This window comes from uncultured Oxalicibacterium sp. (assembly GCF_913776015.1).
Classification (GTDB): Bacteria; Pseudomonadota; Gammaproteobacteria; order Burkholderiales; family Burkholderiaceae_D; genus Oxalicibacterium.
Window position 1 is genome coordinate 42,467 of the sequence record NZ_CAJYMD010000014.1, and the last position, 16,368, is coordinate 58,834.

Below are 16,368 nucleotides of genomic sequence, written 5' to 3' on the forward strand. Positions count from 1 at the left end.
TACCTTGACACACGGAACAGCAAGGAAACGTGCGGGTTTCAACAGATTGCTCAAAAGCCGTGCAAAAAATGACGCCTTAAAAATCAATGACTTAGAAACATTCTTCAGCGGCGAGAAATTTTCTTGAAAAATTTTTTGGCGCTTTTCGACAAATTCATTTATGTGCATAAGTAAGTACGAAGGTAACGCCTATCCCTATCCTGAAAGTAATTCTTACAAAGAACCATCAACAAGCGCTGACAATTGATTTTGTAGATGGCGTCCGCCGATCTCTCACAAATGTTGCAATCGCACATGAAGCTGATCGTCATTGGGGAAAATCGCGCTAACTCACGGTTTTCCAAACACTTTTTCATTTACCCACATCATCTGTGGATAACTTTGTGAACAACTGGATGGTAATCGATAATCGCCTGATCAGACTTTTACGACCCTGCTCTGCTAACCATCAAACAATCGAATTTTCTCTTTTATATTCAATGCATTAGCATGTTTACGGAAAATGAACCATGCAGAAGACGATAACCGTTCTTATCCATGTGCATGCACCATTTTGTGAATAAGCTTTCGCGGTTTGCGCCAAAACACATTCTTTTTGGCAATTTTTACACAGTGATATTCACCTTTTTAGTACTGCGGCAAACCAGCCTGTTCTGATGAAAGCAAGTTAACAATCTGAAGTGATTTCTCAACTCGTGCGCTAACTGTTCGATTATTAAGAGGTTTTTCGACTCTTCCACAAATCCTGTGGATAACTTTGTGGGTAACTCAACAAATCGCCCGCTCAAGCCCGATTCCACGCGGGTTTCAATAAAATGCCAAAACAAAAAGCAGATTTTTTAACCAATAGAATCAATGACTTATAAATTCGCCTTCGTACGTCAACCCACATAAGTTGCCACGTATGATAGTGCTTACCCACTCCCATATTCTGTGCATAAATGGGTGTGTGGGGCGGAAAACCGGCGCCTTTGTCAAGCCATTTATTTTCTTTACGTCAATACCTCGCTCAGGCTTTGTGCAAAGGACGGCTCATGGTGTGCACGGCATCCACCAGCGTTGCAACGGCTTCTGGGGGCGTGAATTGCGAAATACCGTGCCCGAGGTTGAATACATGCCCCGAACCTGCGCCATGCGCGCCGAAGCTATCGAGTACCTTGGCAACTTCCTGGCGAATCTGTTCCGGTCCGGCAAACAGCACGGTTGGGTCGAGATTGCCTTGCAACGCGACGCGATTGCCAACGGCGGCACGCGCCTTGGTCAGATTCACGGTCCAATCCAGGCCGACGGCATCGGCACCGATATCGGCAATTTCTTCCAGCCACAAGCCACCGCCCTTGGTAAACACGATGCTCGGAATGCGCTGACCATTCTTTTCCTTTTGCAGCGCCTGCACCACCTCACGCGTGTATTGGAGCGAAAACTGCTGGTAGATCCCATCAGCCAAGGCACCGCCCCACGTATCGAAGATCATCACGGCTTGCGCACCAGCATCGATCTGTGCATTCAGATAGGCCGCCACCGTTGCCGCATTCACGGAAAGAATGTGGCGCATGAGGTCCGGGCGGTTATACAGCATGGCTTTGACGGTACGGAAGTCATCCGAACCACCGCCCTCGACCATATAACAGGCGAGCGTCCAGGGACTGCCGGAAAACCCGATCAGCGGCACGCGTCCGGCCAGCGTCGTACGGATTTGCGTAACGGCATCGAATACGTATTGCAAACGTTCCATTGGCGGCACTGCCAGCGCCTGCACCTGCTTTTCGTCGCGCAAGGGCCGCTCGAAACGTGGCCCTTCGCCTTCGACGAAATACAGGCCGAGGCCCATCGCATCCGGTACCGTCAGGATGTCCGAAAACAGGATGGCGGCATCCAGCGCATAACGATCCAGCGGTTGCAACGTGACTTCCGTTGCGAAATCGGGATTCTGCGCCAGGCCAAGGAAGGAACCGGCACGCGCGCGCGTCGCCCGATATTCCGGCAGATAGCGCCCGGCCTGACGCATGAGCCACAGCGGCGTGTATTCAACAGGTTCACGCAGCAGTGCGCGCAGGAAGGTGTCGTTCTGAAGCGGAGCGAAATGTGACATCAGCGGAACGGAAGATGGAGGGAAGCCCTATTATGACCCACCGTCTTGCGCCACGTACATTCGACAAATCGCCTCAGCCAAAAGAAAGGCCCACCGAAGTGGGCCTTGGGGATGAAATCCGGGGAGCGCGAGCCACTTATTTTGCGGGGCTGCTGGTTTCGCTGGTAATCAGCCAGCGTCCCTCCACCAGTTCCCACTGCAGCGTTTTTTGCACGATGTCCTGGTATTTTTCCGAACGATAGTTTTGCTTGAAGGTGGCTTGTGCCTTGCTGCCCTTCACATCGATCTTGAGATTCTCGATGCGCAAATCGATCTTGCCGGCGTTGGCCAGCGCACGTGTGCGCTGCTCTGCCCACACTTCACGCGTGACACCGTTCGCAGGCGTGAAGCCCGCCGAATAGGCAGCCAGATAGGCACTTGGTTCACGACGTACCCAGGCGGCAATCCAGCGATCCAGTGCATCGGTAACCGCCTTGGTGGCAGCTTCCGACGAAACCGGCGCGCTCGGCATTACAGGGGTTGGGGTTGGCGCTGCCGCGGCAATACCCGCAGGCTGCACGCCTTGTGGAATCGATTCATTCACGAGTTGTTCGGCACGCGCATCCAGCGCCGATTTGTCCACGACGTAGGTCACCGGGCCTTCCGGTGGGCAACCCACCACATCTTCCATGCCATCGTTCGAACGTTCAGGCAACGTGGTCGTCTGTGGCCTTGCCAGTTCCAGCATCTGGAACAGTTTGCCCATACCAGCCTGCGCGCGTGCATACGCAATGGCGAGATCATATTGCGCATTGGTGTAAGCGCGGCGCGACTGGAAGAGTTCGTTTTCGGTATCGAGTACGTCCAGCAGGCTGCGCTGGCCGATATCGAATTGCTTGCGATAGGCATCGCGCGCCTTCTCGATGGCAAGCTGGTGTTGATCCAGATACGTCAGTTGCTCGCGCAGCTTGCGCGTATCGTTGTAAGCGATTTCCAGTGTCTGGCGCAGATCGCGGCAGGTTTTGTCACGTTGTTCGCGCGCAGTATTGATCTGCTCTGCATACTGACGAACACGTGCACGGTCGCTGCCACCATTGAAGATGTTCCAGCTCATCACGACTTCTGCGGTATTGATGCGGCTTTCACCGATCGGGCCGGTACTGGCCGAGACGTTGGTGCCGCGATCATTACGCAGGCGGAAATCGAAACGTGGCTGGAAAGCGGCATTGCGCGTTTTGGCAGCGCTATTGGCCGAACGCACGTTTTCCATTGCAGCCAGCAAGGCAGGATTGCTGCCGGCATCATTCAAGGCGGTACGCAAATCGGCAGGCAAACCGCGCTCGAATCCGGTTGGCATGATCATGTCCTTGCCGGGCACCGCGCCGACCAGTCGCTGGAAACGTGCGCTGACATCGTGCAAGTTCGAGGTATCGACCAGCAGGTTGGATTCGGCCAATGCCAGACGGCCGCTGGCCTGTTCAAGATCGACACGGCGACCGACACCGGCGGCCGTCTTGCGCTGAATCTGTTCGTAGACGGCACGATGGCGCACATAGTTTTCTTCTGCCGACGTGACCAGCTCGCGCTGACGCATGACATCGGCATAGGCTCGCACGACCTCAAGCGTCGTCGTTTCGGTGATGTCGTATAACTGATAGAGACGCACGCGACGCGCATAATCAAGACGTGCCACTTCGTTACTCGTGGCAAAACCATCGTAGATCAGTTGCGTCAGCGTAACGTTGGTCGTACGACGATTGCGTTCGTCGGCTATCGGCTCCTGATAACGATCGCGACCGACAGCGGCATTCACATCGACGCGCGGCAGGAAGGCACCGAATGCCACATCTTTTTCTGCATCCGCTGATTCAAACGCATGCATTTGTGCGCGAATTTCCGGGTTTGATAACACTGCCTGTTGCGCTGCTTCTTTCAATGTCTGGGCATGCCCGGCAAGAGGTGCGAGCAAGAGTAATCCGCAACAAATCTTTTTCATTTTCAATTGTTTCTCACGAGCAGTGTTGCCAAAAATTACGTTATACAAGGTTTTAAATTTACGAATGAAAATTTTTGTTAAAGTCTGCGAAGATAGGGTTGCCACATGGAAATGTGTGGCATAAATCACGCTGCTTTCTCTCTGGCAAAATGACTGTCACAATCGTTTTTCCTTCCTTAGTGAATCGCCCTTGAACAAGTGCCTGTCTCGCATGGCATGGCTGCATCTCGTTGCACTGATGCTGATCGCGTGCTTTGTATTGCCACATGGAAATGTTAAGGCAATCGATTTCACGCGCCTGCAACAAGCGATGCAAACACTCGGCGGCAACAAGCAGAATGTCATCGACTGGCAACGCGTGATGGAAGAAAGCCAGGCTTTCAGTACGAATGACAAACTGCGACGCATCAATGAATTCTTCAATCGCCGCATCCAGTTTCGTAGCGACATGGAAATCTGGCGTCAAAGCGATTACTGGGCAACGCCACTCGAAACCCTGGCCAAGGGTGCCGGCGACTGCGAAGACTTCACCATCGCCAAATATTTCACCCTGCTGCATCTCGGCATTCCTGTCGAACAGTTGCGACTCATTTACGTCAAGGCACGCATTGGCGGCACTGCCAGCAATGTGCAAGTGGCACACATGGTGCTGGCCTACTACCCTTCTCCCGACGCCGAGCCACTGGTACTCGACAATCTGATCACCGACATTCGCCCGGCTTCACGCCGCAGCGACCTGCAACCGGTGTTCAGCTTCAACAGCCAAGGCATCTTCGCCGGCGTGGAAGGCCATGCCACGGTAGGCAGCGGCGGTGTGCAACAACTCTCGCGCTGGAGTGATCTGTTGCAGCGCGCACGCGAACAAGGTTTTTGAATAACGCAACGTATGTGACTCAGGAAAGACGAAGGAAAAAATCATGTCGATGTATCGTCAACTATGGCTGGCTCTGATCCTCAGCACTGCACTTGCGCTGATCGGCGGTTTTCTCGCCTCCACGCTGAGTGCACGCACCTATCTGGAAGAACAGTTGCGGCTCAAGAACAATGACACAGCAACAGCGCTGGCGCTTTCGCTCAGTCGCGGCGGGGTCGATACGATCGAAATGGAACTGGCGACAGCAGCGCTGTTCGACAGCGGTTACTTCCAATCCATTCGCATCGTCGGCCCACGCGGCGAGATGCTTGTTGAACGCACCGCAGGCGATCTCGATGCTGGTGCGCCAGCGTGGTTCATTCACACACTCCCGATCAGCGCGCCGGCAGGTCAAGCCAGCATCAGCGATGGCTGGAAACAGTTGGGCACCGTGCAGGTGACCAGTCAGCATGCTTTCGTATATCGCACCTTGTGGTCATCGACCCAGCAACTGGCACTGGCATTGTTGTTGGCAGGCCTGGTCGGCGCATATCTGAGCACACTGATCCTGCGTCGCATCAAAAAGCCGCTCGACAAGGTCGTCGAACAGGCACGTGCCATCAGTGATCGCCGCTTCCTCACCACACCGGAACCCAAGGTACCGGAACTACGCCAGCTTGTGGCTGCGATGAACTCATCCGTTATGCGTCTCAAGAGCATGTTCGATGAAGAAACCGTACGTCTCGATCAACTCAAACGGGAAGCCAATCACGATGCGTTGACAGGCCTGCTCAATCGCACGCGCTTCATGGCCGGACTCAAAGCCTTTCTCGATGTCGATGAAGGACACCGCGGTCATCTGCTGCTGATTCGCATCGCGCACCTGGCTGACATCAATCGCAAACTTGGTCGTGAATCCACTGACGCGTTGTTGCAACGTATTGGCACCACCATCGACCATTTCTGCGCTCCATTGCCCGGTGCATTGAGCGCTCGTCTCAATGGCGCCGACTTCGCCATCATGCTGCCCGATGCATGGGACGCACGAACAAAAGCCGATGAACTGCTGCAGCAATTAGTCGCCACCGCTTCCGTCTATGTACCGGATCAGGCAATTGCTTTCATCGGCATCGGCTCGTTCCAACAAGGCGAAATGCTGGGTACCTTGCTGGAACGCGTGGACCATGCACTCGCCAAGGTGGAAGCAACCAATACCAACGGCATTCACGAAAGTACGACAGTCGGTATGGAGTCGTTGCCAAGCAATGCTGAAGAATGGAGCAAGACGCTCAACGAAGCCATTCAGCATGGCCGCACCAAGCTCGCCCTCTTCCCCGTACTCGACAATCACAATCAGGTGGTGCATCGCGAAAGTGCCTTGCGCATTCAGATTAGTGATGGAGTCGAATGGCTGCCGGCTGGCCGCTTCCTGTGGATTGCCGAACGCCTCGGCATGACTGGCGTACTGGATCTGATCGCAGTACGCCACGGCTTGGAAGAATTGGCGCGTGACCAAGCCCTGCCCGGACTGGCCATCAATCTGTCCGGCGAATCGCTGCACGATGCCACGTTCTTGCAAAACATCAAGGCGCTCTTGCACAAGCATCCCCTTGCTAGCCAGCGTCTGTTGCTGGAAATCCCTGAATACGGCGTGCTCGCACACTTGGCGGCATTCCGTCGCTTCTGTAGCGACATCGCGCAGCATGGCTGCCGCGTCGGCATTGAGCACTTCGGCCGCCAGTTCAGTCAGATCGGCAAACTGCACGAACTCGAATTCCATTACCTCAAGGTCGATGCAAGCTTCATCCGCGAACTCGATACCAATGCCAGCAACCATGCTTTCCTCAAAGGCATGATCAACATCGTGCATCTGATCGATCTGCAAATCTTTGCCGAAGGCGTATCCACTGAAGCCGAATTGAGCATACTGCGTACACTGGATTTCGATGGTGCAACAGGGCCTGCCGTGCGTTAAAGCTGTAAACAAGTGAACTTCGCTTTGACGGATCCCCAGTCTGACGCAGAGAAAATAAAAAAAGCCCGTCTTGTGACGGGCTTTTTTGTGGCCGGATATTGATCAGTCCGTCTGCAGCTTGCCGCGAGTGATCAGATCCTGAATCACCTGCTGATCGCCACTCATGCCATTGAGCAGATTGACGCCTTGCAGGATGATGGTCTGATCTTCATTGGCGGCGTTGTAACCGTTACTGAAACCGCCACTACTACTGATGTGGACCTTGGTGTCCGAACCGACTGTCTCGAAATGCAGATAGTTGGTCAGGTTGGTACCCACGCCCTGACCGATCTCGCCTTGCAGCAGATCGCGCAGATCCAGCTTGTCACCGCCTGTCACGCTATCGAAATCGGTGATGGTATCGATGGCAGGCGCACCGACCGCACCCTTGTCAGCCAGCATCCACTTGAAGGTATCGGCACCGAGCCCGCCCGTCAGCGTGTCGTTGCCGGCACCACCGATGAGGATGTCGTTACCCGCACCGCCATTCAAGATGTCGTTACCCGCGCCGCCATCAAGACGATCCGCGCCCGTGCCACCGTACAGCGTATCGTTACCGGCACCACCGATCAGCACGTCATTGCCGGCACCACCGTACAGAATGTCATCCGTGCTGCCGCCGATCAGAATTTCATCGGCATCCGTACCGTGGATGGTTGTACCGGAGACGTGATAAATGTCGGCCGTAGCAGAGGACGTGACACCATTTTCCGTCACGGTGTAATCAAACTGCGCCGACTCGGACAATGGCCCCTGTATCTGATCGAGCGTCACCAGCAGGTTGTAATTCGTGTTGCTGTTGGTGGAAATCGTTGCGGTTTCGACCCGAATATAGAACTCGCCGTCGGTCGGTGCGACAAAGTAGCCATTCGGTGCCGAGCCCGTGCCGGTTCCAGTATTGGTAATCTGTACCGTCTGCAACACGCCCAGCGAATCATAGTATTCGACATAGGCATTCATGGCCGCAGTCTGGTTATCAACATCGACAAAGATACGCTCTCCGGCAAACAAAGCCATCTTGACGTAGTCGCTGTCACGCACGGTGTTCGAACGATTGTTGATCGTGCCGCTGAAGACTTGCGTACTGCCTGCCACATCCACCGCCCAGGCCTGACCACCTGGCAAGACCGTGCCGAATCCTTCGCGCAACATCTCGAACGCATTGGCACGATCATCGTTGATTGGCGTCTGACCGCCCTGCGTATTGTCCAGCAAGGCTTCTTTCGTCACCTTGATCGCCGTGCCGCTGCTCGCGCCAGCAGTCGGTGTAAAGGTGATCGTACCGCTACCACTGACCGAACCATTGACGGCGTTCTGCGAACTCGTCACGGTGGCACTGGTGCCCGTTGCATCGTTGTGCAACAACGCATCCGACGAGATCGTAATTGCCGTACCAGTTTGCACATTGGTCAGGATCGTATCGCGATTGGCATCAAGGTTGGCGATGTAATCGAGATTGACCTTCAGGTTGATGGTCTTGGCGTCCCCATCGCCGTCGACTGCCGTTACCTGGAAAACTTCCTGCTGGTTCTGTGTGGTCTTGTTGACTGCCAACGTGTACGTATAACTACCTGTCACGAAGTTCAGCTCCAGTACGCCACCCTTGTTGGTCGCAATGGAAACAGAACCGCTACCATTATTAGTATAAGTTTGACCATCGACTGTGACGCTCTGGATCGCGCCACCATCGGCCCCGAGCAAGAACCCGTGTGTAGCATTACCACTCAAGACGCCGAGGTTGCCTGTTACCAGACCGGAACCCACAGTTGCCAGCAGGGTGTCGGCCAGATCCGCCGCGTTGTTAACCTTGATCGCATAGTCTTCCACGCCATTGCCATCGGCATCCGTATTCGGATACGCAATCGGCAGCAACGCATTCAACGAAGCACTTCCGATACCGATACCAAAAGCAACATCACCATTGGCTGCAACGAAGTTTTGCCACTGTGTCTGCTGCGTGGCATTTACGGCGAAACCTGAACTTGGCTCACCATCGGTAATGAAGTAGAACAAGGTCTTGTCTGCTGCCGGCTTGGTAAAGCCATTCATCGTTTCATTCAGTGCAGTCGAATACTCGGTACCACCAGACGACTGGATACCGTTGATGTAACTGACCGCGTTGCCTTTATCATCCATGAACCAGTCGGTTTCGTTGACTGCCGCGCTACCACTCGCCGTACTGGAAAAATCGATGATCTTGACGTTCACGTTGCCCAAGCCATCATAGCGGTCGATCAATTTGGCTAACGCCTCTTTGGCAATTTCCATCCTCACCGTAGAAGGATCGTAGCCAGACTGGAACGAGTAATTGCCGTTAGCATCCGTGGCCATACTGCCCGAACGATCCAGAATGATGACAAGGTTATACGTGAGCGAAGTCGATGCAGCCTGAAGCGTTTGCTCAATATCGCCACCGATTGGAACATCGTCGACGATATTCACCGTCATCGTGGCATTCGTCGTCTGGTTCGTGAAAGTGTCACGCGCGACATAATTGAACGTTGGATGATCATTGACACCCTCTGTCGTCTTGCTTACAAGCGTATAGGTATAGGCACCTGTATTGGCATTAACAACCAGTGTTCCGATCGAGTCGGTCACCGTGATGGTGCCGTTGGATGCTGTCACGCCGTTGACGCTGGTAATGATGGTACTCGGTGTCACGCCGGCATCATTGTCGAATAGATTGCCGCTGGCCGTCACAGGCAATGCAGCATTACCTGCCTGCGTACCACCGGCAAGGCCGGACTCGTACACCGTGGCAGTATCCGCAATTGCCGTCACCACACTATCGGTAGAGACCGTAAGCGTCGTGGTGGAAGCACTACCATCGGCGTCAGTCAGTGTGTAAGTGAACTGATCCGGTGTAACAGCCGTCAGATCTGGCGTGGCGGTCAGTCCGTTGACGCGATAGGCAGAACCATTGGTACCCGAGAGCACAATGTACTGAAAAGGCGAATTTGCGCTGATCGTCGCACTGGCGATATTGCCTGAAACTCCGGCAATCGTCCCCGAAACAACTAGTGCGCCATTTGCATCATAAGCTCGCCATTGCGCAGTTTCACCTGCAGATAGATCCGTCAAAGTGATACTGGTGCTACGGCTAGCCATACCAAGATTCAAGACAAGATGCTCACCATTCTCAATGCGGTCATTATTATTTCCTGTGTTATTCGAGTTTTCGACACCAACACCATCGTTGTTAGTACCGCTGTTATCACGCTGACGCACGATGCCAGATGCTGTGCCAGTTAAGGCAGACAGACTCAAGTTGTTATTACCATTGGTCAGCGGCGATGTGCCGTCGAAGCCAAACAAAGAGATTCCGGCCGCACTCCAGCCGGCAATTGTCGCTGCCGTCGCAGACGAAGAAGTCACCACCTTGTTCTGATAATTCGACGAATACGTGTAGGCACCCGTATCGTTGATAACCAACGTACCGTTCGTCGTTGTGATCGTGGTGTTCGACGACGTGAGGTTATACGTCGTACCGCCAAAGACGATGCTCGATACGCGAGCGGCATCGCCACCTAGCATATCCGGCCCACCTGTTCCACCGGCACCCGTGATGACGTTACCCGCCACGCTTGCCACACTATTTGTCGATTGATCGCGATAACCGATGCCGACACTATCCGTATCGGGATTAGCAACCGGTGCCGAGTCGGTAACATTGATCTGCACCGTGGTCCAACCCGAATTAAGACTGCCATCCGAAGCGCGGTAGACGAAACTGTCGATGTCCGAAATGTTGTCCGCATGGTTACGTATCGGTGCCGTATAAGTAAACGTACCGTCGGCATTCATCACGACCGTGCCACCCAGCGCTGTAGTAATGGCGTTGCTGCCATTGACGGTAGTAGCGGTCGAGCCGCTATTGGTCGCAAATTGCGCGACGGTGAGCGTGGTCGAATCAACGTCGGTGTCGTTGGCCAGCACGTTGCCGCGCACGACTGTCTTACCTTCGACGACACTATTGCTGCCGTTGTAGTTATCAGCCACACCGACTGGCGCATCGTTCACGGCAATTACATTGATCGTGGCAACGGCCGTGTTGCTGTTGCTTTGTCCATCGTTGACCACAACGTTGATGATGCGCGGCGTAGTACTCGGATTTTCGCTGGTGCTGCTGTAAGTAATCGCACGGATCGCTGTCTGGTAATTCGCCAGCGAGGCATTACCGCTGAGCGTAATGACATTGCCATTGACACTAGCCGTGATACCGGCAGGCATCGTACCCACCGTCATTACATCGCCGGCTTGGGCATTGGTCAGCGTGATGGTAGCGCTTGCCAATGTGCTTGAGTCCACATCGGTGATGGCGATATCGGTATCAGCGATGCTGATACCCGCACCGTTTTCCGTGTAACTCGTTACATAGTTGTTGCCCGTTGTGGTGGAATTGTTGCCATCAAGGTCGATCGCTGGTGGCTGATCGTTATCGATGATGGTGCCCGTACCAGTTGCGGTCGCGATCGTTGCATTACCTGGATTGCTGAGAGTAACGGTAAAGGTTTCGGACGATTCGGCAACCGTATCGTTGATGATCGGTACCGTGATGGTCTTAGTCGTTTGACCAGGAGAAAACGTGAGCGAACCGCTGACAGCCGTGTAATCGCTACCAGCGGTTGCCGTGCCATTGTTGCTGGCGTAATTGACCGTGACGTTCTGGCCCGATGCGGCAGACAGCGTGACCGTAAAGGTTGCCGTACCAGCCGATTCATTGACCGAAACGTTGTTGATCGACAGGCTCGGCGTTGGATCGTTATCAAGGATAATGCCGGTACCCGTGACGCCACCGATGATCAATGGCACGGTTTCGTTGGCTTCATCCAGCACATCGTCCACTGTGGGTAGCGTAACGGTAAATGTTGTCACACCGGCCGGCACGCTCAGGATACCGCCGCTTAATGTCACGCCATTGCTGAACGTTGGCGTGCCGTAATCGGAGGTGGAGGCCGTGCCACCGCCCAAGGTGTAGGCAAAGTTGGTTGTTGTCGTCGATGTACCGGTGACGTTGACCGTATAAATCAGCGCTGTACCTTCATTGACGCTCGGGCTGCTGATAGAGGCGATGACCGGTGCTGCATCGTTGTCCACAATGGTACCGACACCAAGATTGTCACTGATGGTGGCGTTGGTTGGCGAAACCAGATTGACGTTGAAGGTTTCATTGCCTTCGAACACCGTGTCATTGATGATCGGCACGGTGATGGTCTTGGTAGTTTCACCCGGGGCAAACGTCAGCGTGCCATTGACAGCCGTGTAATCGCTGCCAGCCGTCGCCGTGCCATTGCTGGTGTTGTAGCCGACGGTGACCGGCTGGCCGGAAGCGGTCGACAAAGTGACCGTAAACGTGGCCGTGCCGGCATCTTCGTTGACGTTCACATCGTTGATCGAGAGGCTCGGTTGCGCATCGTTGTCGTTGATCGTGCCGAGGCCTGTCACGCCACCAATGACAAGCGGGACCGTTTCACTCGTTTCATTGAGCGCATCATCCACTGTTGGCAACGTGACTGTGAAGCTCGTCACGCCGGCCGGTACGCTCAAGATACCGCCGCTCAATGTCACGCCGTTGCTGAAGGTCGGCGTGCCGTAATCGCTCGTGGATGCCGTACCACCACCCAACGTGTAGGCAAAGTTCGTCGACGTGCTTGATGTGCCTGTCACGTTAACCGTGTACACCAGCGACGTTCCTTCCGTTACGGTCGGACTACTGACCGAATTGATAACTGGGACCGGATCGTTATCGACAATCGTGCCAACGCCCAAATTGTCGCTGATCGTCGCATTGTTCGGACTGCTCAGATTGATATTGAAGGTTTCATTACCTTCATAGACTGTGTCGTTGGTGATCTGAACCGTGATCGTCTTCGTCGTTTCACCCGGCGCAAACGTCAGTGTGCCATTGACTGCTGTGTAATCGCTGCCGGCCGTCGCCGTACCATTGCTGCTGGCGTAGTTGACAGTAACGCTCTGGCCAGATACGGCCGACAAGGTGACGGTGAAGGTTGCCGTGCCAGCAGATTCGTTGACCGAAACATCGTTGATCGACAGGCTTGGGGCCGCATCGTTATCGAGAATCGTACCAGTGCCAGTCACGCCACCAATGACGAGCGGCACCGTTTCATTCGGTTCGTTCAGCGCATCATCAACTGTCGGCAACGTCACCGTGAAGGTGGTGACGCCGGCCGGCACAATCAGATTGCCGCCACTGAGGGTGACACCGTTACTGAAGGTTGGCGTACCGTAATCGCCCGCCGAAGCCGTACCGCCACCCAGTGTGTAGGCAAAGCTGGTCGATGTACTCGACGTGCCCGTCACATTCACTGTGTAGACCAGTGCAGACCCTTCGTTGACACTCGGACTGCTGATACTACCGATAGTTGGTGCGGCATCGTTATCGACAATGGTACCCACACCGAGGTTGTCACTGATCGTGGCGTTGGTCGCACCCGTCAGGTTAACGTTGAAGGTTTCATTGCCCTCGAAGACGGTGTCGTCACTAATCGCAATCGTAATGGTCTTCGTCGTTTCGCCCGGCGCAAAAGTCAGGGTGCCGTTGGTAGCCGTATAGTCGCTACCGGCCGTGGCCGTACCGTTGCTGGTGTTGTAACCAACCGTGACTTGCTGGCCGGAAGCTGCAGACAAAGTAACCGTGAAGGTTGCCGTGCCTGCGCTTTCATTTACGCTGACATCATTGATCGACAGACTCGGTTGCGCATCGTTATCGATGATCGTACCCGTACCCGTTACACCACCAATTTGCAGTGGCACAGTTTCATTCGGTTCGTTGATGGCATCGTCCAGCGTCTGTACGGTGACCGTGAAGTTGGTCACACCGGCAGGCACAATCAAATTGCCACCACTGAGCGTGACACCGTTGCTGAAGGTCGGTGTAGCGGTACTGTAATCCGATCCTGCCGTCGCCGTACCACCGCCCAGTTGATAAGCAAAGCTGGTCGATGTGCTTGACGTACCTGTCACGCTGACGTTGTAAACCAGCGTACCGCCCTCGCCAGTACTTGGGTTGTTGATCGAATTGATCACGGGTACCGGATCGTTATCGACGATGGTGCCAACGCCTTGGCTGTCGGCAATCGTCGCATTGACGGCATTGGTGAGATTGATGTTGAAGGTTTCATCACCTTCATGCACGGCATCGTTATTGATTTGTACCGTGATGGTTTTGGTGGTTTCACCTGGCGCGAACGTCAATGTGCCGTTGACCGATCCATAGTCATTACCGGCCGTTGCGGTGCCATCAGCGCTAGCATAGTTGACGGTAACAGACTGCCCCGATACCGCAGACAAGGTCACCGTGAACGTCGCCGTACCCGCGGCCTCGTTGACGGATACATCATTGATCGTCAGGCTTGGTGCCACATCGTTATCGACGATGGTACCCACGCCCTGGTTATCAGAAATCGTGGCGTTGGTGGCACCCGTCAGATTGACGTTGAATGTTTCACTACCTTCGCTCAAGGTATCGTCGGTGATTGGTACCGTGATGGTTTTAGTGATTTCACCCGGTGCAAATGTCAGCGTGCCACTGATGGCGGTGTAATCGCTACCCGCCATTGCGGTGCCATTGCTGGTGTTGTAGCCAACCGTGACTTGCTGGCCGGATGCTGCCGAAAGCGTGACTGTGAAGGTTGCCGTGCCTGCGCCTTCATTCACGCTCACATCGTTGATCGATAGGCTCGGTTGCGCATCGTTGTCTGTGATCGTGCCGGTGCCAGTGACGCCGCCAATAACCAGCGGCACGGTTTCACTCGGTTCATTGATGGCATCGTCAATCGTTTGTACACTAACCGTGAAGTTGGTCACGCCGGCAGGCACGCTAATCGTGCCGTTGCTGCTGTCATACGTCACACCGTTGCTGAAGGTCGGCGCACTTGTGCTGTAGTCGGCACCCGCGGTCGCGGTACCGCCACCCAGAACGAACGTGAACGTCGTCGGCATGCTCGATGTGCCATTGACGTTGACGTTATAAACCAGCGTGCCGCCCTCTGCCGTACTCGGATTGTTGATCGCAGAAATGACCGGCACAGGATCGTTATCGACAATCGTGCCCACGCCTTGCGCATCGACAATGATGGCATTGACCGGATTGCTCAGGTTGACCGTGAAGGTTTCACTGTTTTCATGGAGGATATCGTTGGTGATAGGAACAATGATGGTCTTGATCGTTTCACCCGGATTGAATGTCAACGTACCGTTGACCGACGAGTAATCGCTACCGGCAATCGCCGTGCCATCTGCCGTGCTGTAATTGACCGACACGGTCTGACCGGATGCAGCCGACAGGGTTACTGTAAAGGTCGCCGTTCCTGCCGCCTCGTTGACACTCACATCGTTGATCGAGAAGCTCGGTGCATTATCGTTATCGACGATCGTACCGACCGCATTGACACCACCCACGGAAATCGCCAACGTTTCATTTGCTTCCGGCAATGCATCATCCACCGTCGGGATCGTCACGGTAAAGCTGGTCACACCAGCTGGCACAACAAGATTGCCACCAACCAGCGTCACGCCATTACTGAACGTTGGCGTGCCGTAATCGCCGGCACTGGCATTACTGCTGCCACCGCCCAGTGTGAAAGCAAAATTCGAATCAACGCTCGATGCATTCGACAAGGTCACGGTATGCACCAATGCGTTGCCTTCGACCTTGCTGTCGTTGGTGACCGACTGGATCGTTGGCGCATTGTCGTCATCGATGATCGTACCGGTGCCGGTGACGCCACCGATGTGCAGCGGTACGGTTTCATCCGGTTCGTCGATACTGTCTTGCGTGGTTGGAACGATGACATTGAAACCGGTCACACCAGCTGGCACCGTGATCGTGCCGGCCACTGGATCATAAGTCACACCATTCGTGAATGTTGGCGTGCCGTAATCGCTTGTTCCTGCCGTGCCACCGCCGAGCGTAAATGAATAGGTCGTCGATGTGCTCGATGGATTCGTCAGCGTGACCGCATAGGTTAAATCTCCACCTTCGGTCGTACTTGGGCTGCCAATCGTGTTGATCGTTGGTACTGCATCGTTGTCGAGAATCGTACCGACTGCCGCTACACCACCCACAGACAGATCAAGTGTCTCGCTGGCTTCATGAATGTTGTCATTGACCGTTGGGATCGTGACCGTGAAGCTGGTGACACCAGCAGGAACAATCAGGTTGCCACCACTCAAGGTCACACCGTTGCTGAACGTCGGCGAGCCGAAATCGCTTGCACTGGCCGTGTTGCCAGCCAGGGTGAAGGCGAAACTTGTGTCCGTGCTCGATGCATTCGACAAGGTCACCGTGTGAACGAGGTCCGTTCCTTCGGTCTTGCTGTCGTTGGTAACAGATTGAATCGTCGGTGCATTGTCATCATCGATGATCGTACCAGTGCCCGTCACGCCACCGATTTGCAACGGTACTGTTT

At 54.4% G+C, this 16,368-nt stretch carries 5 protein-coding genes; 2 read left to right on the forward strand and 3 right to left on the reverse strand.

What is annotated here, in order from left to right; all coding sequences use genetic code 11:
• Window positions 1-1,009: 1,009 nt before the first annotated feature.
• Entirely contained in the window at window positions 1,010-2,092 is a 1,083-nt protein-coding gene (gene hemE / locus QZ725_RS02645) for a uroporphyrinogen decarboxylase (RefSeq protein ID WP_293776079.1), read from the reverse strand.
• A 136-nt stretch (window positions 2,093-2,228) separates the two neighbouring features.
• Window positions 2,229-4,040 carry a TolC family outer membrane protein gene (locus QZ725_RS02650; RefSeq protein WP_293776080.1) on the reverse strand — a complete coding sequence of 604 codons (1,812 nt, stop codon included), beginning with the start codon at window positions 4,038-4,040 and terminating at the stop codon, window positions 2,229-2,231.
• A 238-nt stretch (window positions 4,041-4,278) separates the two neighbouring features.
• Here QZ725_RS02650 and QZ725_RS02655 point away from each other — a divergent pair, with 238 nt between their 5' ends.
• Window positions 4,279-4,941, forward strand: a complete 663-nt coding sequence (locus tag QZ725_RS02655; protein ID WP_293776081.1) for a transglutaminase-like cysteine peptidase — start codon at window positions 4,279-4,281, stop codon at window positions 4,939-4,941.
• Between the two features lie 43 nt (window positions 4,942-4,984).
• Window positions 4,985-6,895, forward strand: a complete 1,911-nt coding sequence (locus tag QZ725_RS02660; protein ID WP_293776082.1) for an EAL domain-containing protein — start codon at window positions 4,985-4,987, stop codon at window positions 6,893-6,895.
• Window positions 6,896-6,997: 102 nt separating this feature from the next.
• Here the strand turns inward: QZ725_RS02660 and QZ725_RS02665 are convergent, their stop codons facing one another.
• The gene (locus QZ725_RS02665) at window positions 6,998-16,357 is read right to left on the reverse strand and encodes a Calx-beta domain-containing protein (RefSeq protein WP_293776083.1); all 9,360 of its coding nucleotides are present in this window, start codon (window positions 16,355-16,357) and stop codon (window positions 6,998-7,000) included.
• Between the last annotated feature and the right edge of the window lie 11 nt (window positions 16,358-16,368).